This window comes from Citromicrobium bathyomarinum (assembly GCF_021021475.1).
In the GTDB taxonomy this organism is placed as follows: domain Bacteria; phylum Pseudomonadota; class Alphaproteobacteria; order Sphingomonadales; family Sphingomonadaceae; genus Alteriqipengyuania; species Alteriqipengyuania bathyomarina.
In genome coordinates this window covers 700830-718900 of sequence record NZ_JAINWL010000001.1, presented here as the reverse complement: position 1 = coordinate 718900, position 18071 = coordinate 700830, and the positions used below count along the sequence as shown (strand labels likewise).

Below are 18071 nucleotides of genomic sequence, written 5' to 3'. Positions count from 1 at the left end.
CCATCCTGTTCATGGATTAGCACGCCAGTGTGGCCTATATTGCGATGATGGACTTCGCCCCTGTGTTCGACCGGCTGGCCGCCAGTATAGGCAGCATCCCGCAAAGCGGCCTGCTGATCATCGCGGTTGCCGCGATGCTGATCGGCTGGCTGGGCGCTGCGCTCGCCCGGCGCGATCTCCTTATCGGGCGGATCGTCAGCACCGGCAGCACGCTGGTGCTGTGCGGCGTGCTGGTGCTGATCGTGCTCCAGCTCGCCCGGCTCGACCCGCGGTTCGATGTCGCGATGTCGGAGGTCGGCCTGCCCGAACAGAGCGTGGTCGGCGGGGAGACGCGTGTGGAGCTTTCGCCGGACGGGCATTACTGGCTCAACGCAGAGGTCAACGGCGTGCCCGCGCGTTTCCTGGTGGATACCGGCGCGACGCTGACCGCGATTTCGGAGCCAACCGCACGCGCGGCGGGGCTGGAGGAGCGGCGCGATCGCCTGCCGGTGATGATGACCACCGCCAACGGCACGATCTCGGTCGGCACGACCACGATCGAGGAACTGCGCTTCGGTAATGTCGCCGCCTTCGGACTCGACGCGGTGCTCGCGCCCAATATCGGCGAGACCAATGTGATCGGGATGAACCTGCTCAGTCGGCTGGCGCAGTGGCGGGTGGAGCAGGGCGTGCTGATCCTGGTGCCGAATGTCCCTCAGGACCAGCAAGTCGGCACTACGGGGGCAGATCGGATATAATCATCCGCCGGAGCGCATTGCTGCACCCCGGCGGACGTTAGCGTTCAGGCGCTTGCCGTCAGGCGGCGAGCGTCTCGATGGTCTGCGCGGCCGCTTCGATCTTCTGCTCGCCATCGATCCCCATGATGCCATCGGCGGCAATGATCTCGACATCGGTGATCCCGAGGAAGCCGAGGAAGTGGCGCAGCCACGGGGTCAGGAAGTCGAGTTCGCTGCCGATCGGCGTGCCGCCGCTGGCAATCACCACATAGGCCTTCTTGCCGGTCAGCAGGCCTTCCGGGCCGCTTTCGGTATAGCGGAACGTGGTCCCGGCGCGCGCGACCAGATCGGCCCACGCCTTGAGCGTGGAGGGCATGGTGAAGTTGTACACCGGCAGGCTGAGTACCAGCGTATCGGCGCCCTGCAGTTCCGCGATCAGCGCGTCGGCGACGTCTGCCAGCGCCTGCTGCTTCTCGTCACGATCGGCCGGCGGGGTCAGGTTGGCGGCAAAGCGGTCCGCGTCGATCAGCGGCAGGTCGTTGACCGCCAGATCGCGGGTCACGATGGTGGCGTCGGTGCCCTGGCTGAGCTTCTCGACCAGCTTATTGCCAAGCTTGCGCGAGACGGATTCTCCGCTCCGGATGCTGGCGGTGACATGCAGGATATTGGTCATGGGGTGTTCCTTTTCTTGTGAGAGGTTTCAGGCCGCGTCGACGAGGACGATTTCGCTGTCTTCCCTGGCGGTGATCCGCAGCACATCGAGATCGCTGATCGCTGCGCCATCGCGTGCGTTGACGGTCTGCCCGTCGATCTCGACCGAGCCGGTTGCGGGCACGAGGTAGGCCTTGCGGTTGGCGCCGAGCGGGTATTCGACCGTCTCACCCGAGCGAATCGTCGCGCCCACCACCCGCGCATCGGTGCGGATCGGCAGGGCGTCGGCGTCTTCCTCGTAACCGCTGGCGAGCGTCACGAACTGGCCCGCGCGGTCGCCTTTGGGGAAGGGCTTGGCCCCCCATTGTGGGGCATCGCCTTCGCTGGTCGGGATGATCCAGATCTGGAAGATCTGCGTCACCTCGTCCTCGCGGTTATATTCCGAATGGCGAATGCCGGTGCCCGCGCTCATCACCTGAACGTCGCCCGCTTCGGTGCGGCCCTTGTTGCCCAGGCTGTCCTCGTGCGTGATCGCGCCTTTGCGGACATAGGTGATGATTTCCATGTCGCGGTGCGGGTGCGGCGGGAAGCCGGTGTGCGGCTGGATCGTGTCGTCGTTCCACACGCGCAGATTGCCCCAGTGGACGCGCGCGGGATCGTGGTAGTTGGCGAAAGAAAAGTGATGCTTGGCATCGAGCCAGCCGTGGTTTTCGCCACCGAGACTATCGAAAGGACGCAGTTCGATCATTGCGATTCTCCTTGCCTTTGGCGGACATCGGCAGGTGCCGGTTCCGCTGCGTTGGTTCAGATTTAGACTTGCGCACCCCTGCTGCGAAGTGGGATAAGTTCGATCCAATTGTTCGAGAAAGTCGAAATGTCCGAACCCGGCTCCCCCACGCTCGACCAGCTGCAGATCTTCCTCGCCGTGGTCGAGGAGGGCAGCTTTGCCGCCGCCGGACGGCGGCTGAACCGGGCGGTGTCGGTCATCAGCTATGGGGTGAGCAATCTCGAGGCGCAGCTCGGCCTGACGCTGTTCACGCGCGAGGGCACGAAGAAACCGGTGCTGACCAAGGAAGGCGAGGCGATCCTGGCCGATGCGCGGGTGGTCGCCGCCGGGCTCGCCGGATTGCGCGCGCGGGCCAAGGGCCTGCTTGAAGGGCTGGAGGCCGAGGTCAGTCTGGCGGTCGACGTGATGCTGCCTGCCGAGCGGCTGGCGCAGGTGCTGCGCGGCTTCGCCAGCGAATTTCCGACCGTGCCGCTGCGCCTGCATGTCGAGGCGCTGGGCGCGGTCGCCGCGCTGGTGCTCGATGGCAAGGCAGGGCTGGGGATTGCCGGGCCGGTCGCCGCCGGGATCGAAGGGCTCGACCGGGTGGAGGCAGGCTCGGTCCTGCTGGTGCCGGTCGCCGCGCCCGACCATCCGCTGGCCCGCGCAACCAGGCTGAAGCCGGGGGCAGGGCGCGACCATATCCAGCTGGTGCTGACCGACCGCTCTCCGCTGACGCAGGGGCGCGACTTTGCGGTCCAGTCCCCGCACACGTGGCGGCTGGCGGACCTCGGCGCGAAACACGCGCTGCTGCGCGAGGGGATCGGGTGGGGCAACATGCCGCTGCCGATGATCGAGGGGGATCTGGTTGCGGGCACGCTGGTCAGGCTGGCCATGCCCGACGATACCGGAGGGCCTTTCCGCTTTTCCGCCATCCATCGCGCCGATGCGGCCCCGGGCCCGGCGACATCGTGGCTGCTGGAGCGGTTCGTGACGCTGGGTTTGGGGCAGGATCGCTGACTGCGCGGCACAAAACCTGTGCCTAGTCACGGTCTTACACTGCGAGCCTTCACCCGCATCGTCAAACCGGTTATGGCGCTGAGCAGCAATGAATGAACCTTTCCTCTCCCGCACCGCGAATTTCTGCGACGCCTGCACGGTTCGCAACCGCGCGATCTGCGGCGATCTCGACAATGAAGAGATCATCGCGCTCAATGCGATCGGCCAGCGCCGCCATCTCAGCGCGGGTGAAAACCTGCTGTGGGAGGGGGATGATGCGGTCGTCGTCGCCAATGTCGTGGAAGGGATGCTGAAGCTCTCGACCAGCACCGCCGACGGCAAGGAGCAGATCCTCGGCCTCGCCTTTCCCGCCGATTTCATCGGTCGCCCGTTCGGCCAGTCGACCCCCTATTCGGTCGAGGCACTGACCGATGTGCTGGTCTGCGTGTTCCGCCGCGCCGATTTCGACCGCTTCGCGCGCGAACATCCCAAGCTTGAGCACAAGCTGCTGGAGCGCACGCTGGCCGAGCTGGACCGGACGCGCAAATGGATGCTGCTGCTCGGCCGGATGACGGCGGAACAGCGCGTGGCGACCTTCCTGCTCGACCTGTCGACCAGATTTCCGGTCGAGGAAGAGGTCGGCACGCAGCCGGGTGCCTTCGCCCTGCGGCTGAGCCGCGGGCAGATTGCGGACGTGCTGGGGCTGACGATCGAAACGGTCAGCCGGGAATTCACCAAGCTCAAGAAAGCCGGTGTCGTCTCGCTGCCCAACCGCCGCGAAGTCGCGATCGAAGACCGCGAAGCGCTGGAAGATCTGGCCAGCTAGCCGTCCCGGCTATTCACCGCCGCCCGCCTCGTCCACGAACTGGTCGTAGGCCTCCAGCGCCTGCGCCGCGTACATCGCGCTGGGTCCTGCACCCATGTAGATCGCCAGCCCCAGAGTCTCGGCAATCTCTTCCCGTGTGGCCCCATGCTTGCGCGCGCCATCCACGTGGTAGGCGATGCACGGGTCGCAGCGCACCGCGACCGAGATCGCGACCGCCAGCAGTTCCTTGGTCTTCGCGTCGAGGGCACCGGCGCCATGCGCCGCTGCCCCCATGTCGCGAAAGCCCTTCATCACCTCCGGCGCGCCGCGATGCAGCTGCTTGATCGCCGGGATGAGGTTGGCGGCCAGGGCGGGCCAGTCCTTGAAGTCGGTATGAGTCATCGGGCCGGTCCTCCCTGCCGATCGGTCAGAAGCGGTAGCTGACGCCTGCGCTCAGCACCCACGGGTCGAGATCGTGCTCGGTCTGGATGGCCAGCGTGTCGCCCGCGTACCAGCTGGCGGTGGTGTCGACGAAGTACTTCTTCGCATCCAGCGTCAGGCCGAACCCGCTATCGCCCAGCGGCACGTCCATCCCGGCCTGCAGCACGAAGCCGAATTCGTTCGACAGGTCGGTTTCGGTCACGCCCAGCGGCAGCGTGGCTTCGCCCGGATCGACATCGACCCACAGGAAGTAGGTTACGCCCGCGCCGACATAGGGTTTCACCGGGCCGAGGTCGAAATGACCCTTGGCGGTTACGGTGGCAGGGATCAGCTTCGCATCGGCGACAAGCTCGGCACCCGGCAGGCCCGATACCGCGTCGACATCATGCTGTGTCATGCAGCAGATCGTCTCGATCGAGAAATTCTTCGACACGAAATATTCGACGGCCAGCGTGGGCACGACATTGTCGTTGGCCTCGGTCTGGGTGTCGCCCGGCAGGCCGACCGTGTCGACATTGACGGCGCTGATCGCCCCGTCCGGCATCACGACGGTGCCCAGCAGCTTCACCTGGATGTTGCCCTGTTCATCCTTAGCCGCGGCAGGCGTGGCCAGCATGGCGGTTCCAACAAGCATTGCGGCAAACAGACGCTTCATCTCTTCGATCCTTCTCGCATTCCATGTCAGCCGCCCCGTCCGGGCGGCGAGGGGAGAGATGGGCCCGTCGGCGCTGCGCTGCATTGACCCAGATCAAGAATGACAATTCGTCGGAATTCCGCGCAAAATTGATCCAGCGCAAAGACGCATCGCCGCGTATGACTAGGCTGCACCGCCATGTGGCCTTATCATCCCGAACTGCTGGAAACGCCCGTGCCGCGTTACACCAGCTATCCGACCGCGGCGGACTTCGACGTCCTGCCGGCCTGCCATTATCGCACCGCGCTGGAGCGGACGGAGGGGGACGTATCGCTCTACCTCCATATCCCGTTCTGTGAGCAGATCTGCTTCTACTGCGGTTGCAACACGGGCAAGGCGAACAAGCGCAAGCGGCTCGAAAGCTACCTGCGCGCGCTTCATCGCGAGATCGAGACGGTCGCCGCGCTGCTGCCCCGGGGCACTCGCGTGCGCCGGATCGCCTTTGGCGGGGGCAGCCCCAACGCGATCGCTCCGGTCGAATTCCTGCGCCTGATCGACGCGCTGACGATCCAGTTCGAGATCGACGATCCGGTCTTCTCGATCGAACTCGATCCGCGCACGATGAGCCGCGAATGGGCGCAGGTGCTCGCCGCCGTGGGGGTGGAGCGGGCCAGTCTGGGCGTGCAGACCTTTGCTGAGCATTGCCAGCAGGCGATCGGCCGGGTCCAGCCCGAAGAGCTGATCGTGCAGACGGTCGACTGGCTGCGCGAGGCGGGCGTCGCCTCGATCAACTTCGATCTGATGTACGGCCTGCCGGGCCAGACGCTCGATGATCTGGAGGATTCGATGCACCGCACCCGCGTGCTGGGTGCGGACCGGGTCGCGCTGTTCGGATATGCGCATGTGCCGCATATCGTCGCGCGCCAACGCGTGATCGACGCGACCAACCTGCCCGACCGGGATCAGCGCTTCGCAATGGCCTCGGCCGGTTTCGGTTATTTCCTTACCCATGGCTATGTGCCCGTGGGCTTCGATCACTTTGCCAAGGCGGGCAGCGATCCGCTCGCGGCGGCGGCCACCAGTGGCCGGGTGCGGCGTAATTTTCAGGGCTTCACCGATGACCCCAGCGATGTGCTGATCGGGCTGGGCGCCTCGGCGATCAGCAGCTTCCCGGGCCTGCTCGCGCAGAACGAGAAGAATTCGGGCCGTTACCGGATGAAGGCGGGCGATGGTCAGCTGACCGTGACCCGCGGCATTCACCGCTCTGCCGACGACCGCTATCGCGGGGCGATCATCGAGCGGCTGCTGTGCGACGGGCGCAGCCGCGTGGGTTCGCGCCTGCTGGCCGAAGTGACCCCGCGACTGACGCCCTTCATCGATCGCGGGCTGGCGCATATTGATCGCGAGTGGCTCTCGATCGAGCCCGACGGCCTGCCCTATGCGCGCACCATCGCGGCGCTGTTCGATCCCTATCGCACGGTGTCGGCGCGCCAGTTCAGCTCGGCCGTGTGAGGAAGACTGGTGCGGACCGGCCCGCGTGGCCGGTCAGCTCAAGCAGCGCTATCGCTGCCGATCACGAAGATCCACAGCGCCAGACAGGCGATCCATCCGCCGTTGAACAGGATCAGCGCGAACCATACGGCCCCGTGAGAGGCATATTTCCTGCCCGAATTGCGAATAATCACGCCGCGCCCAGCGGCAGCGAAAATCCGCGCCACATCCGGCAGATGCAGCAGCAGCCAGATACCCGCGATCAGGCTGGTCGTCGCAAGCGAGCCCATCAGCGCAGGCAAAAGCCACGGCGGCATCCGCGTTCTCCTTTACTCGAGTTCGAGAGTGTCGCCCTTGTCCGAGCGTTTGCGGCAATTGCCCGCGTGACAGGCTTTGAAGCAGGGCTGCTCGGGCACCTGATCTGGCTCATCTCCATCGACCGGAATCCGGATCACGCCGCCGCTGCACAGCTGCGCGGTGATCGAATCGCCGCCGCTGGACAGCGGGCCGAGCATCATCGGAGCGAGGCCGATCAGCAGCAGCCAGTCAGGCCTGATCATCGGCGCGCTCCCCCTTGCCGCGATCCTCATCGCCGGGTTCCTCGTCGATCAGAATGCGGTTCGCCGCCCCGTCCATGTCGTCGTACTGGCCATTGCCCACCGCCCAGAAGAACGCGGCAAGGCCGATGCCCCCCATCGCCAGTGCGATCGGTATCAGGAAGGTCAGCCCGCTCATCGTGCTGCCCGTGCCAGCCGCAGCGAATTGGCGACCACCACCAGCGAGCTGATCGACATTGCGATCGCCGCGATCAACGGGGTCACGAGCCCGGCCAGCGCCAGCGGAATGGCGAGCATGTTGTAGGCGATCGCGAAGCCGAAGTTCTGCCGCACGACCCGCATCGTGCGCTGCGCGGCGACCACCGCGAGCGCGACGGGCATCAGCCGCTCGCCCACGAACACCGCGTCGGCGGCCTGCTGGCTCACATCGCTGGCCGTACCCGGCGCGATCGAGACATGCGCGGCGGCCAGTGCCGGCCCGTCGTTCAGCCCGTCGCCGACCATCAGCGGTCGTTTACCCTCGGCCTTCAGACGCTCCAGCTCGGCCAGCTTCGCCTGGGGGGAGACGCGCCCGTGCCCGCTGATGCCGAGGTCCGCCGCGACGCCGGAGACGACCGTGTCCGCGTCGCCGGAGATGATCCGGCTATCGAGCCCCGCCGCCGCGATCCGCACAATGGCGTCGGCCGCATCGGGACGCAGCGTGTCGTGGAAGGGGATGGTCCAGCACTGTCTGGCGATCCGCAGCTGCGTCGCGGTCGCGCCGCCATCGCCCAGCGGACGGGTGAGGCTGACGCGCTGCCCGTCGAACATGGCGAACACGCCTTCGCCCGCGATCTCTTCCGGTTGGCTGATGGCCGCAGGCTTCACGCCCTGCGCGCTGAGCGCCTTGGTCAGCGCGCGGCTGAGCGGATGGTGGCTCGACAGCGCGAGCGCGAGCGCGACAGGCAGAGCATGCTCACCGACATGCGCAAGCTCTGCAACGGGCTCTCCCAGGGTCAGAGTGCCGGTCTTGTCGAACACCGCGATATCGGCCTCTGCCAGCCGTTCCAGCGCGCTGCCGTCCTTTACCAGCAGGCCTTTCTTCAGCAGCGCGCCCGATGCGACGACCTGCGCCGCGGGCACGGCCAGCCCCATTGCGCACGGACAGGTGATGATCAGCACCGCGATGGCGATCACCAGCGACTGGTGCCAGCCTGCGCCTGCGATCATCCAGCCGACGAAGGCGAGCAGGGCGAGCGTGTGGACCACCGGGGCATAGAGACGCGAGGCACGGTCCGCGATCCGCACATAGCGGCTGCGCGATTGCCCGGCCTCGTCCATCAGCCGCGCGATCTCCGCGATCGCGGTGTCCTGCGCGGCGGCGGTGATCCGCACCCGAATCGGCGCGAGCAGATTGACCGCGCCCGCATGCACGCTCTGCCCGATGGAGACATCCTCCGGCGTGCTCTCGCCGGTCAGCATGGCGTTGTTGATCGCGCTGGTCCCGGCCTCGATCGTGCCGTCGGCGGCCAGTGCATCGCCCGCGGCGACCAGCATGGTCATTCCCGGTTCCAGCTCCTCTGCGGTCAGCCGACGGGTCGAGCCGTCGGGCAGCTGGATCGTCGCGTGGCGGCCCATCCGGCTCAGCAGAGAGGCGATGCCTGCGCGCGTGCGGTTGCGCATCGCGGCATCGAGCGCGCGGCCCGCGAGCAGGAAGAACAGCAGCATGGTCGCGCCGTCGAAAAAGGCGTTCTCGCCCCCGGTCGCGGTCTCGTAGAGGCTGAGCCCGGTGGCGAGCAGTACGCCGATCGAGATCGGCACATCCATATTGGTCCGCCCGTGGCGCAGCGCGGTGAGCGCAGAGCCGAAGAAGGGCCGCCCGGCATAGGCGATCACCGGCAGCGCGATCAGCGCGGAAAGCCAGTGGAACAGCTCGCGCGTGGCGCCGTCGGCTCCGGACCATACGCTGACCGACAGCAGCATGATGTTCATCATGCCGAAGCCTGCCACCGCCAGCGCCTTGGTCAGTTCGCGGTCGGGCGGGGCGGGCTGGGCGGTGGGACTTTCGATCGCCTGCGCTTCGAACCCGATCCGCTCCAGCGCGTCGACCAGCGCGATATCGTCGAGCGTTTCCGAGTGATCGACCGTCACCCGCTTGGCCGAGAGGTTGACCCGCGCAGCGGATACGCCGTCGAGCGCCAGCAGCCCGCGCTCCACCTTGGAGATGCACCCGGCGCAGCGCATCCCCGGCACGGTCAGCCGCGTCGTCTGCAGGCTGGTCGGGGCATCCGCCGCGCTGGGCGCGGTCGGCACGGTTGGCCGCGCGTCGACGGAGGTGTTCACGACAGCGGTGCCTCGATCACCCGTTTGCGATCCCCGTCGGAGAGGGTCATCCGCAGCGTCCAGCGTCCAGCGTCGAGCGGCTGGTTCGCGATGAAGCGGCCATCATCTTGCCGGGTGAAGGCGAGGGTGCGGGTGGTCTTCTTCCCCAGCGGGTGGCGCGCGACCGCGGTCAGCATCGCGGTCTCGGGCGCGTTCTGCGTCTCGACCACCACCAGCCCATCCTCCGTGCGGCTCGCGTCGAGCTGCCACCCGGTGGCTTCCTGCCGCGCGGCCTCCGCCAGCCAGCCGTTATATTTCTGGCTGGCGACGTAGGAATTTTCGACCACCACGCCGCCGAAGCCGTTGGTGGCGAGCGAGGCCATGTAGAAATTGACCGCGACCACGATGCCGAAGCCGGCGACCATCACGCCCGCCATGTGCTTGCCGGTAAATTCGCGCATCATGATCCTCCTGCCGGTGCGTCGAAGCGGGTTTCGACGGTGTCTGTTTCACGCTGCTCGTCCTGCGAGGTCAGCCGGAAGGTGAACTCGCGCGAGGTCGCGTCTTTCGGTGCGACGACATAGGCCCGCACGGTGCGGATCTGGTCGGCGGGCACGTTGAAGCTCTGCGTGGGCGCGGCTTCATCGGCGCCGATGGTGTCGGTCCACATCTTCCCGCCCGGCAGCCCTTCGATCGCGACCACCATCTCGCGCGGGCGGCTTTCCATATTGCGCAGCTTCAGCGTGTAGGAATTGCGGATCGATCCGTCGCTCATCAGCATGTACGGCGGATTGCGGTCTGGCGAGACTGTCAGATCGGTATGCGTGCGCGTGCCCAGCGCGAACAGCAGGGCGGCACCGATCGCGCCCCACACACCGAAGTAGATCAGGGTGCGCGGGCGCAGCAGCGTCTTCCAGACGGGCTTTGCGGGGTGGCCCAGCGCTTCCTCGCGGCAGTCCTCCAGCGTGGCGTAGTCGATCAGCCCGCGCGGGCGGCCGATATCCTTCATCACCCGGTCGCACGCATCGATGCACAGCGCGCAGGTGATGCAGCCGATCTGCGGCCCCTCGCGGATGTCGATCCCCGTGGGACACACCGCGACGCACTGGTTGCAGTCGATGCAGTCGCCGAAATGCTCGGGGTCTTTCTTCGCTTTTTTCAGGCTGCCACGTGGCTCTCCGCGCCAGTCCTTGTAGGTGACGATCAGCGATTTCTCGTCGAGCATCGCGCTCTGGATACGCGGCCAGGGGCACATGTAGATGCACACCTGTTCGCGCATGAAGCCGCCCAGCGTGAAGGTGGTCAGCGTCAGGATGCCCACGGTCGCGTAGGCGACCATCGGCGCCTGGAGCGTGAAGAAGTCCTGAAACAGCGTCGGCGCATCGGCGAAGTAGAGAATCCACGCCCCGCCCGTCGCCAGGCTGATGACGAGGTAGATCGACCATTTGAACGCGCGCCGGGCGATCTTCTTCGGTCCCCACGGAGCCTTGTCGAGCCGGGCGCGCGCATTGCGGTCGCCATCGACGAAGCGGTCGATATGCTGGAACAGGTCGGTCCACACGGTCTGCGGACAGGCATAACCGCACCATGCACGGCCGACCGCGCTGGTAACCAGGAACAGGCCGATCCCGGCCATGATGAGCAGGCCTGCGACGAAGTAGAATTCGTGCGGCCAGATTTCGATGCCGAACATGTAGAAGCGGCGATGGGCGAGATCGACCAGCACCGCCTGATCGGGCGCGAAGGGCCCGCGATCCCAGCGGATCCACGGGGTGACGTAATAGATCGCCAGGGTGACGAACATCACGAACCACTTGAAGCGGCGGAAAGGCCCGTCGATCCGCTTGTTATGAACCGCCTTGCGCTTCTCGTAGAGCTTTTCGGGCATCTGCGTGCGCGGCGGCTCGTGCGGTTCGTGCCGGTGGGTGGGCGCTCCGGTCGAGGCGGTGGCGCTGGAGACGGGCTCGTTGGTCTTGGCGACCCCGTCTTTCAGCACGACCGACCAGTCGCGGTCCTTGTTAGAGTTCTCAGGGCTATTCATCGACCTCCACCTCGGGATCTTCCGCGACCTCTACGAAGTCTTCGCCTCCCCCGAGCGAATGGACATAGGCGGCGAGCATCTTGATCGTCACCGGATCGAGCCTTTCGCCCCAGGCGGGCATCACGCCCATGCGAGGATTGAGGATCTGACGCTGCAGGGCCGAGCGTTCGCTGCCGCGCAGCCAGATCGCATCGCTCAGGTTCGGCGCGCCCACATCGCGTCCGCCCTTACCCTGCGGGCCGTGGCAGGCGGCGCAGTTATCGCCGAAGATCTGCGCTCCGGCGGCGTTGGGCTGGGCCTTGCCGCTGAGCGAGAGGACGTGGTCGATCACTGCATTGATCTGGGCATCGTCCAGCGCGCCTTCGAACGGAGGCATCTGGCTGAAGCGGGTCTCGTCGTCGTCCGGCCAGCGAATCCCGTGGGTGATCGTGTACTCGATCGCCTTCAGGTCACCGCCCCACAGCCAGGCATCGTCGTTGAGGTTGGGGTAGCCCAGCTGCTGGTCGCCCGCACCGCCCGAGCCGTGGCACTGGGTGCAATGGACCTTGAAGGCCGCCTGTCCGCCCGCAACCGCGCGCGCCATCAGCGCGCTGTCGTCCGGCAGGCGTTCGATCGGGATATTCGCCAGTTGATCGCGGAAGCCCTGCTGGGCCATTTCGGCAGCGCTCATCTTTTCGGCCAGCTGGCCGCGGCTCGACCAGCCGAGCACGCCCTCGGTCGCCTTGTCGACCATCGGCCATGCCGGATAGAGGATGACGTAGACGATCGCGAAGATGATCGTGAGGTAGAAGGTCCACAGCCACCAGCGGGGCAGGGGCGTGTTAAGCTCCTCGATACCGTCCCACTCATGGCCGACGGTTTCGGTGCCGGTGGGTTCGTCGATGCGCTTATTTGCCATCGGTCTGATCCTCGAAAATCGAATGGGCTGCCTTGTTGATGCGGCGCTTGGCGCCGGGCCGGAACGGCCACAGGCACAGGAGAAGGTAGAACAGCAGCATGGCCATCAGGCCGAAGCTGTCGGCGAAGTGACGCAGCTCTTCGTAGAAGGTCATCGGCCTTTCTCCTGAGCGAGCTCTTCGAACGGTGCGGCGCTTTCGAAATCGACCAGCGTGCCGAGCATCTGGAGATAGGCGATCAGCGCATCCATCTCGGTCACCCGTTCGGGGTTGCCGTCGAAGTCGCGGATCTGCGCCTTGGGATAGCGCTCTGCCAGGTCGCCCGCGGCAATGTCGGGATCGGCCTGCGCGTAGAGATCGGCCTCGGCCTGCTCCAGATCGCGGTCGCTATAGGGCACGCCGACCGTCTTGAGCGCCTTGAGCATCGCCTTCGCATCGGCGACCTTGAGGTCACGCTCTTTCAGGAAGCCGTATTTGGGCATGATGCTCTCGGGCACCACGCTCTGCGGGTTCTCCAGGTGTTGGATGTGCCATTCGTCCGAATAGCGGCCACCCACGCGGGCGAGATCCGGCCCGGTCCGCTTCGACCCCCACTGGAAGGGGTGGTCGTACATGCTTTCCGCCGCGAGGCTGTAGTGGCCGTAGCGCTCCACCTCGTCGCGGAAGGGGCGGATCATCTGGCTGTGGCACGAATAGCACCCTTCGCGGATGTAGATGTCGCGCCCCGCCTGTTCGAGCGGGCTGTAGGGGCGCACGCCGTCGACTTCCTCGATCGTGTTGTCGATCCAGAAGAGCGGTGCGATCTCCACCACCCCGCCGATCGCCACCGTCACGAAGGTAGCCACGGCGAGCAGCGTGATGTTGCGTTCCAGCTTCTTGTGTTTTTCGGTCAGGCTCATCGCAGGTTCCTATTCGGCCGGCACGCTGTCGGGATGGGCGGCGGGCCGCGATCCGACGATTGGCTTGTCTTTGGCGGGGTCGTAGCTGGGGCTGGTCATCGGCGCTTCGTCGCGCAGCTTGCCTGCCAGCGTCATCCAGACGTTGTAGCTCATCACCAGTGCACCCGAGAGGTACAGCAGCCCGCCGGTCATCCGCATGATGAACATCGGATGGAGCGCGGCGACCGTGTCGGCGAAGCTGTTCACCAGGTAGCCGTCGGGCCCGTATTCGCGCCACATCAGGCCCTGGGTGATGCCCGCCACCCACATGCTGGCGGCGTAGAAGACGATCCCCAGCGTCGCGAGCCAGAAGTGCCAGTTGATCATCCGCAGGCTGTACATCCGCTCACGACCCCAGAGCCGCGGGAACAGGTAGTACAGGCAGGCGAAGGTGATCATCCCGTTCCATCCCAGCGCGCCGGAGTGGACGTGGCCGATGGTCCAGTCGGTGTAGTGCGACAGGCTGTTGACGCTCTTGATCGACAGCATCGGGCCTTCGAAGGTGCTCATCCCGTAGAAGGCGAGCGCCATCACCATCATGCGGATGATCGGATCGGTGCGGACCTTGTCCCATGCCCCGTTGAGGGTCATCAGGCCGTTGATCATCCCGCCCCAGCTGGGCATCCACAGCATGATCGAGAACACCATCCCCAGCGTCTGCGCCCAGTCGGGCAGCGCGGTGTAGTGGAGGTGGTGCGGACCCGCCCAGATGTAGAGGAAGATCAGCGACCAGAAGTGGATGATCGACAGGCGATAGCTGTAGATCGGACGTTCGGCCTGCTTGGGCACGAAGTAGTACATCATCGCGAGGAAGCCCGCGGTGAGGAAGAATCCGACCGCGTTATGGCCGTACCACCACTGGGTCAGCGCATCCTGCACGCCCGAGAAGGCGCTGTAGCTGCGCGAACCCAGGAAGCTGATCGGCACTGCGAGGTTGTTGACCACGTGCAGCATCGCGATGGTCACGATGAAGGCGAGGTAGAACCAGTTGGCGACGTAGATGTGCGGTTCGTTGCGCTTGAGCAGCGTGGCGACGAACACCGCGAGATAGGCGACCCACACGATCGTCAGCCACAGGTCGACGTACCATTCCGGCTCGGCATATTCCTTCGACTGGGTGACACCCAGCAGGTAGCCGGTCGCGGCGAGCACGATGAACAGCTGGTAGCCCCAGAACACGAACCGGGCGAGGCTGGGCAGCGCCAGCTGCGTGCGGCAGGTGCGCTGGACGACGTAGAAGCTGGTCGCCAGCAGTGCGTTGCCGCCGAAGGCGAAGATCACCGCCGAGGTGTGCAGCGGGCGCAGCCGTCCGAAATTGAGGTAGGGTTCGACGTTGAGCCAGGGGAAGGCCATTTGCGAGGCGATGAACACGCCTGCGAGCAGGCCGACAACGCCCCAGAACATCGTTGCGATCGCACCCCAGCGCACGATCTCGTCGTCATATTGAGACGGCGAGTCGGGCATCTTGAAGAACGTGCGACCGCCGCCGACCGGATCGAACCGGCCCGCGGTTATCCAGATCATCGCGAACGAGACGATCCCGATGATCACCGCGTGCGCGGCAAAACCGGCGTCCTTGGCGGAGACTGCCACGGCCAATGACAGGAGGAGAAGGACGAACCACAGTCCGGCCCTCGCGAGTGCTGCCTCAATTTGCATTAATTGCCCCTTCCGTTTGCGGGCCGGTTAGGACCGCCCGGATTTGAACGCATTGATCGAGATCAATTTCGTGAAATTATGCCGCGACCGGCAGTTGTCCCGCGCAGCGCGACAGGCCGGGCAGGTCGATCACCCGCAGGGCGGATCGCCCCTCGGTCTCGATCAGGCCGAGATCGCGCAGCTCGCTGAACTGGCGGCTGACGGTTTCGATGGTCAGGCCCAGGCTGTCCGCGATCTCGCCGCGCGACATCGGCAGGTCGATCCACCCCTCGCCTCGCGAATCCGCGCCAAGCCGGTCCCAGATGGCGAGGATGAAGGATGCCACCCGCTCCTGTGCGGAGCGTCGACCGAGGATGATCGAGGTTTCCCGGCTGCGCGCCAGTGCATTCTCCGTCTCGCGCGAGGCAAGCCGCAGCATGCCGCAGCTATCCGGGCCGGAGCGGTTCAGGCTTTCCGCCGGGATCACCAGCAGTTGCGCGTCGGTCAGCGCGGTCAGCGTGAAGCCGTAACGGCCCTGCGCGGGCACGTGGACGACGTCGCCGGTGAAATGGAAGCTGACGATCTGCTCGCGCGCGCTGGAAACGAAGGCTGCCAGCTTGCATGCACCTGCGCCCAGAAAGGCGAAGTATGCCCGCGCGGGATCGAGATCGAGCTGCTCGCCTGCCGCCAGCTCCCTTGCGACAGTGTCGTGGCGCAGCCGCAGGATCACCGCATCGGGTAGCCCCGGGGGCAGCACGGCGGCGTCGAATGCGTCGAACAGGTCGGGGAAGTTCATGGGGTAGTCCTTTCCTCTTGGGAATCGGACTAGCCGCAGGCACGCCGCGCTGCCTTGATCTGGATCAATGCCCCTGTGCCCAGCGGAGCCGATGGTGGCCCCGGGTCGCAGCCATCAGAGCGTGCGCAGGGGAGAGTGCCGGTGAGAATTCTGTTCGTCCATCCGAACTACAGATCGGGCGGGGCCGAGATTGCCGGCACCTGGCCGCCGGCCTGGGTCGCCTATCTCTCCGGCCCGCTGAAGCGCGCGGGTTTCACCGACATCCACTTCATCGACGCGATGACCGAAGAGGTCGACGACGAGGAGCTTGCCCGCCGCATGGCGCAGCTGCAGCCCGACGTCGTCGGCACCACCGCGATCACCCCATCCATCTACGCTGCCGAGCGCGTGCTGGAGCTTGCCGCGCTCACGATCCCCGACGCGGTGCGCGTGCTCGGTGGCGTACACGCGACCTTCATGTACCGGCAGGTGCTGACCGAGGCCCCGCATATCGACGTGATCGTGCGCGGGGAGGGCGAGGAGATCGCGCTCGACCTGTTCGGCGCCATCCGCGACGGTCGCTGGCGGCAGGATCGCGAAGGTATCAAAGGGCTCGCCTTCCGCGACGGAGAGCGAATCGTCGCGACACCGGCCGCCGATACGGTGAAGGACATGAGCACGCTGACCCCCGACTGGGATGTGCTCGACTGGAATTTGTACAAATATCTGCCCTTGGGCACCCGCGTTGCGATTCCCAATCTCGCGCGCGGGTGTCCATTCACCTGCTCGTTCTGCTCGCAGTGGAAGTTCTGGCGCGATTACCGGATTCGCGACCCCAAGGACGTGGTCGACGAGATCGAGCAGCTGCACGAGAAGCACGGCGTCGGTTTCTTCATCCTCGCGGACGAGGAACCGACCATCAACCGCAAGAAATTCATCGAGTTCTGCCAGGAGCTGATCGACCGCGGCCTGCCCGAAAAGGTCAAGTGGGGGATCAACACCCGCGTCACCGACATCTATCGCGACCGCGAATTGCTGGCGTTCTATCGCAAGGCGGGGCTGGTCCATGTCAGCCTGGGCACCGAAGCCGCCGCGCAGATGAAGCTCGACCGGTTCAACAAGGAAACCAAGGTCGAGGAGAACAAGCAGGCGATCCGCCTGCTGCGCGAGGCGGACATCTTCGTCGAGGCGCAGTTCATCGTCGGGCTGGATAACGAGACCCCCGAGACTCTCGAAGAAACCTACAAGATGGCGTGGGACTGGCAGCCCGACCTCGCCAACTGGGCGATGTACACGCCCTGGCCGTTCACGCCGCTGTTCGAGGAGATCAAGGACCAGGTCGAGATCCACGATTTCAGCAAGTACAATTTCGTCACCCCGATCATGAAGCCCGCCGCGATGGAGCGGGGCGAGCTGCTCAACGGAGTGATGAAGAACTACCGCCGGTTCTACATGCAAAAGGCGCTGTTCCACTATCCCTGGCGCGGGACGGGCTTTCGGCGGCGCTATCTGCTCGGCTGCCTCTACGCCTTCCTGCGCGCGGGCTTCAAACGCAGCTTCTACGATTTGGGCAAGGCGGGGTACTGGGGCCCGCAGACGCGCAAGAAGGTCGACTGGCACTTCGACGAGAGCCGCGAGGCTGCGGCCGATGCGGCGACCGACTGGCAGAGCAGTGCCGATCGCGCTGCGCAGGCCGCCGCCCGGCGTGAAGCGGTGCGAAAGCAGATGAAGGAGCGGGGCGAAAGCCGCGCTGCCGAACGCCACCCGGACCGGATCGATGTCCCCTGAGTCGGCCCTGGCCGCGCGGGACGCCGCCGGGCTTGCCGACGAGGCGGCTCCCGCGCTGATCGGCCCGCACGCGGTGATCCACCTGGCCGAGGTGATGCGCGAGGATTTCGGGCCGGTCGCCTGCGACACCGTACTCGCGCATGCGCAGATCGACGCCGTGCCGGGCGGCACCTGCATGATTCCCGAGATAGAGGCGCTGCGGCTGCATCGCTGGATGGCGGTGTGGGATCCGGTTGCGTGCTTCGGGATCGCGGAGGAGGCGGGGCGCAGGACGGCGGACTACATCATCGCCCATCGCATTCCCCGGCCGGCGGTGCGGCTGCTGGAGCTGAGCCCGGCGTGGGTCGCCGCGTCACTGCTGATGACCGCGATTCGTCGCCATGCGTGGACCTTCGTGGGCGCGGGCCGGTTCGCGAGCGATGGGAGCTGGGGCTTCACGATCGATCGCCGCCAGGCGGACGATTCGATCGCGCCGCAGCCGACATTGTTCGCCTGGTACGCCGCCGTGTTTGAACGACTGTACAAACGGCTGGTGGACCCGCGCTGCGTATGCCGGGCGCAAAGCTGCGGGGCGGAGAGCCTGATGGCCCGGTCCTACCGGATCGAACGGATGTAGTTATCGCGGCGCGCGCCGGGC

21 protein-coding genes are annotated in these 18071 nt (G+C 65.9%); 6 read left to right on the top strand and 15 right to left on the bottom strand.

Annotation, left to right across the window (positions count from 1 at the left end):
* Positions 1-47 precede the first annotated feature (47 nt).
* Positions 48-737: a retropepsin-like aspartic protease family protein gene (locus K7H93_RS03630; RefSeq protein WP_230783151.1), complete on the top strand. Its 690-nt coding sequence runs from the start codon at positions 48-50 to the stop codon at positions 735-737.
* Positions 738-795: 58 nt separating this feature from the next.
* Here K7H93_RS03630 and K7H93_RS03625 read toward each other — a convergent pair whose 3' ends face one another.
* Positions 796-1389, bottom strand: a complete 594-nt coding sequence (locus K7H93_RS03625; RefSeq protein WP_230782523.1) for an FMN-dependent NADH-azoreductase — start codon at positions 1387-1389, stop codon at positions 796-798.
* A 27-nt stretch (positions 1390-1416) separates the two neighbouring features.
* Complete coding sequence (locus tag K7H93_RS03620) at positions 1417-2115, bottom strand: pirin family protein (RefSeq protein ID WP_230782522.1); 699 nt, start codon at positions 2113-2115, stop codon at positions 1417-1419.
* A gap of 126 nt (positions 2116-2241) precedes the next feature.
* On the opposite strand from K7H93_RS03620, the gene K7H93_RS03615 reads away from it, so the two are divergent.
* Positions 2242-3150 carry a LysR family transcriptional regulator gene (locus K7H93_RS03615; protein ID WP_230782521.1) on the top strand — a complete coding sequence of 303 codons (909 nt, stop codon included), beginning with the start codon at positions 2242-2244 and terminating at the stop codon, positions 3148-3150.
* Between the two features lie 88 nt (positions 3151-3238).
* Entirely contained in the window at positions 3239-3955 is a 717-nt protein-coding gene (locus tag K7H93_RS03610) for a Crp/Fnr family transcriptional regulator (RefSeq protein ID WP_010234511.1), read from the top strand.
* 9 nt (positions 3956-3964) lie between these two features.
* Here the strand turns inward: K7H93_RS03610 and K7H93_RS03605 are convergent, their stop codons facing one another.
* Together K7H93_RS03605 and K7H93_RS03600 are read right to left on the bottom strand one after the other, a co-directional pair.
* A complete protein-coding gene (locus tag K7H93_RS03605) occupies positions 3965-4336 on the bottom strand; it encodes a carboxymuconolactone decarboxylase family protein (RefSeq protein ID WP_010234513.1) in 372 nt (123 codons plus the stop codon).
* A gap of 25 nt (positions 4337-4361) precedes the next feature.
* Positions 4362-5030, bottom strand: a complete 669-nt coding sequence (locus K7H93_RS03600) for an OmpW/AlkL family protein (protein ID WP_230782520.1) — start codon at positions 5028-5030, stop codon at positions 4362-4364.
* Between the two features lie 177 nt (positions 5031-5207).
* On the opposite strand from K7H93_RS03600, the gene K7H93_RS03595 reads away from it, so the two are divergent.
* Positions 5208-6521 carry a radical SAM protein gene (locus K7H93_RS03595; protein WP_230782519.1) on the top strand — a complete coding sequence of 438 codons (1314 nt, stop codon included), beginning with the start codon at positions 5208-5210 and terminating at the stop codon, positions 6519-6521.
* 38 nt (positions 6522-6559) lie between these two features.
* Here the strand turns inward: K7H93_RS03595 and K7H93_RS03590 are convergent, their stop codons facing one another.
* From K7H93_RS03590 to K7H93_RS03540, 11 genes are all read right to left on the bottom strand, one after another.
* The gene (locus K7H93_RS03590; protein WP_230782518.1) at positions 6560-6817 is read right to left on the bottom strand and encodes a hypothetical protein; all 258 of its coding nucleotides are present in this window, start codon (positions 6815-6817) and stop codon (positions 6560-6562) included.
* A gap of 12 nt (positions 6818-6829) precedes the next feature.
* Positions 6830-7060, bottom strand: coding sequence for a hypothetical protein (locus K7H93_RS03585; protein WP_054523720.1), 231 nt, complete (start codon positions 7058-7060; stop codon positions 6830-6832).
* Positions 7047-7235 (bottom strand): cbb3-type cytochrome oxidase assembly protein CcoS, encoded by a 189-nt coding sequence (gene ccoS / locus K7H93_RS03580; RefSeq protein WP_230782517.1) that lies wholly within the window; start codon positions 7233-7235, stop codon positions 7047-7049. The genes K7H93_RS03585 and ccoS overlap by 14 nt, the downstream gene beginning before the upstream one ends.
* Complete coding sequence (locus K7H93_RS03575; RefSeq protein ID WP_420840373.1) at positions 7232-9379, bottom strand: heavy metal translocating P-type ATPase; 2148 nt, start codon at positions 9377-9379, stop codon at positions 7232-7234. Before K7H93_RS03575 ends, ccoS begins: the two co-directional genes overlap by 4 nt.
* Positions 9376-9822: a FixH family protein gene (locus K7H93_RS03570; RefSeq protein ID WP_010234524.1), complete on the bottom strand. Its 447-nt coding sequence runs from the start codon at positions 9820-9822 to the stop codon at positions 9376-9378. The genes K7H93_RS03575 and K7H93_RS03570 overlap by 4 nt, the downstream gene beginning before the upstream one ends.
* Positions 9819-11399: a cytochrome c oxidase accessory protein CcoG gene (ccoG, locus tag K7H93_RS03565; RefSeq protein ID WP_420840372.1), complete on the bottom strand. Its 1581-nt coding sequence runs from the start codon at positions 11397-11399 to the stop codon at positions 9819-9821. Before ccoG ends, K7H93_RS03570 begins: the two co-directional genes overlap by 4 nt.
* Positions 11392-12297 carry a cytochrome-c oxidase, cbb3-type subunit III gene (gene ccoP / locus K7H93_RS03560; protein WP_054526137.1) on the bottom strand — a complete coding sequence of 302 codons (906 nt, stop codon included), beginning with the start codon at positions 12295-12297 and terminating at the stop codon, positions 11392-11394. Before ccoP ends, ccoG begins: the two co-directional genes overlap by 8 nt.
* A complete protein-coding gene (locus K7H93_RS03555) occupies positions 12287-12451 on the bottom strand; it encodes a cbb3-type cytochrome c oxidase subunit 3 (protein WP_010234532.1) in 165 nt (54 codons plus the stop codon). Before K7H93_RS03555 ends, ccoP begins: the two co-directional genes overlap by 11 nt.
* Positions 12448-13194: a cytochrome-c oxidase, cbb3-type subunit II gene (gene ccoO / locus K7H93_RS03550; protein ID WP_230782515.1), complete on the bottom strand. Its 747-nt coding sequence runs from the start codon at positions 13192-13194 to the stop codon at positions 12448-12450. Before ccoO ends, K7H93_RS03555 begins: the two co-directional genes overlap by 4 nt.
* Positions 13195-13203: 9 nt before the next feature.
* On the bottom strand, positions 13204-14892 hold the full coding sequence (gene ccoN / locus K7H93_RS03545) for a cytochrome-c oxidase, cbb3-type subunit I (protein ID WP_230782513.1): 1689 nt from the start codon (positions 14890-14892) through the stop codon (positions 13204-13206).
* A 76-nt stretch (positions 14893-14968) separates the two neighbouring features.
* Positions 14969-15667, bottom strand: a complete 699-nt coding sequence (locus tag K7H93_RS03540) for a Crp/Fnr family transcriptional regulator (RefSeq protein ID WP_010234539.1) — start codon at positions 15665-15667, stop codon at positions 14969-14971.
* Positions 15668-15808: 141 nt separating this feature from the next.
* On the opposite strand from K7H93_RS03540, the gene bchE reads away from it, so the two are divergent.
* Both bchE and bchJ read left to right on the top strand, forming a co-directional pair.
* Positions 15809-17434, top strand: a complete 1626-nt coding sequence (gene bchE, locus K7H93_RS03535; RefSeq protein ID WP_230782511.1) for a magnesium-protoporphyrin IX monomethyl ester anaerobic oxidative cyclase — start codon at positions 15809-15811, stop codon at positions 17432-17434.
* A complete protein-coding gene (gene bchJ, locus K7H93_RS03530) occupies positions 17424-18050 on the top strand; it encodes a bacteriochlorophyll 4-vinyl reductase (protein WP_230782510.1) in 627 nt (208 codons plus the stop codon). Before bchE ends, bchJ begins: the two co-directional genes overlap by 11 nt.
* The last annotated feature ends 21 nt before the right edge of the window (positions 18051-18071 follow it).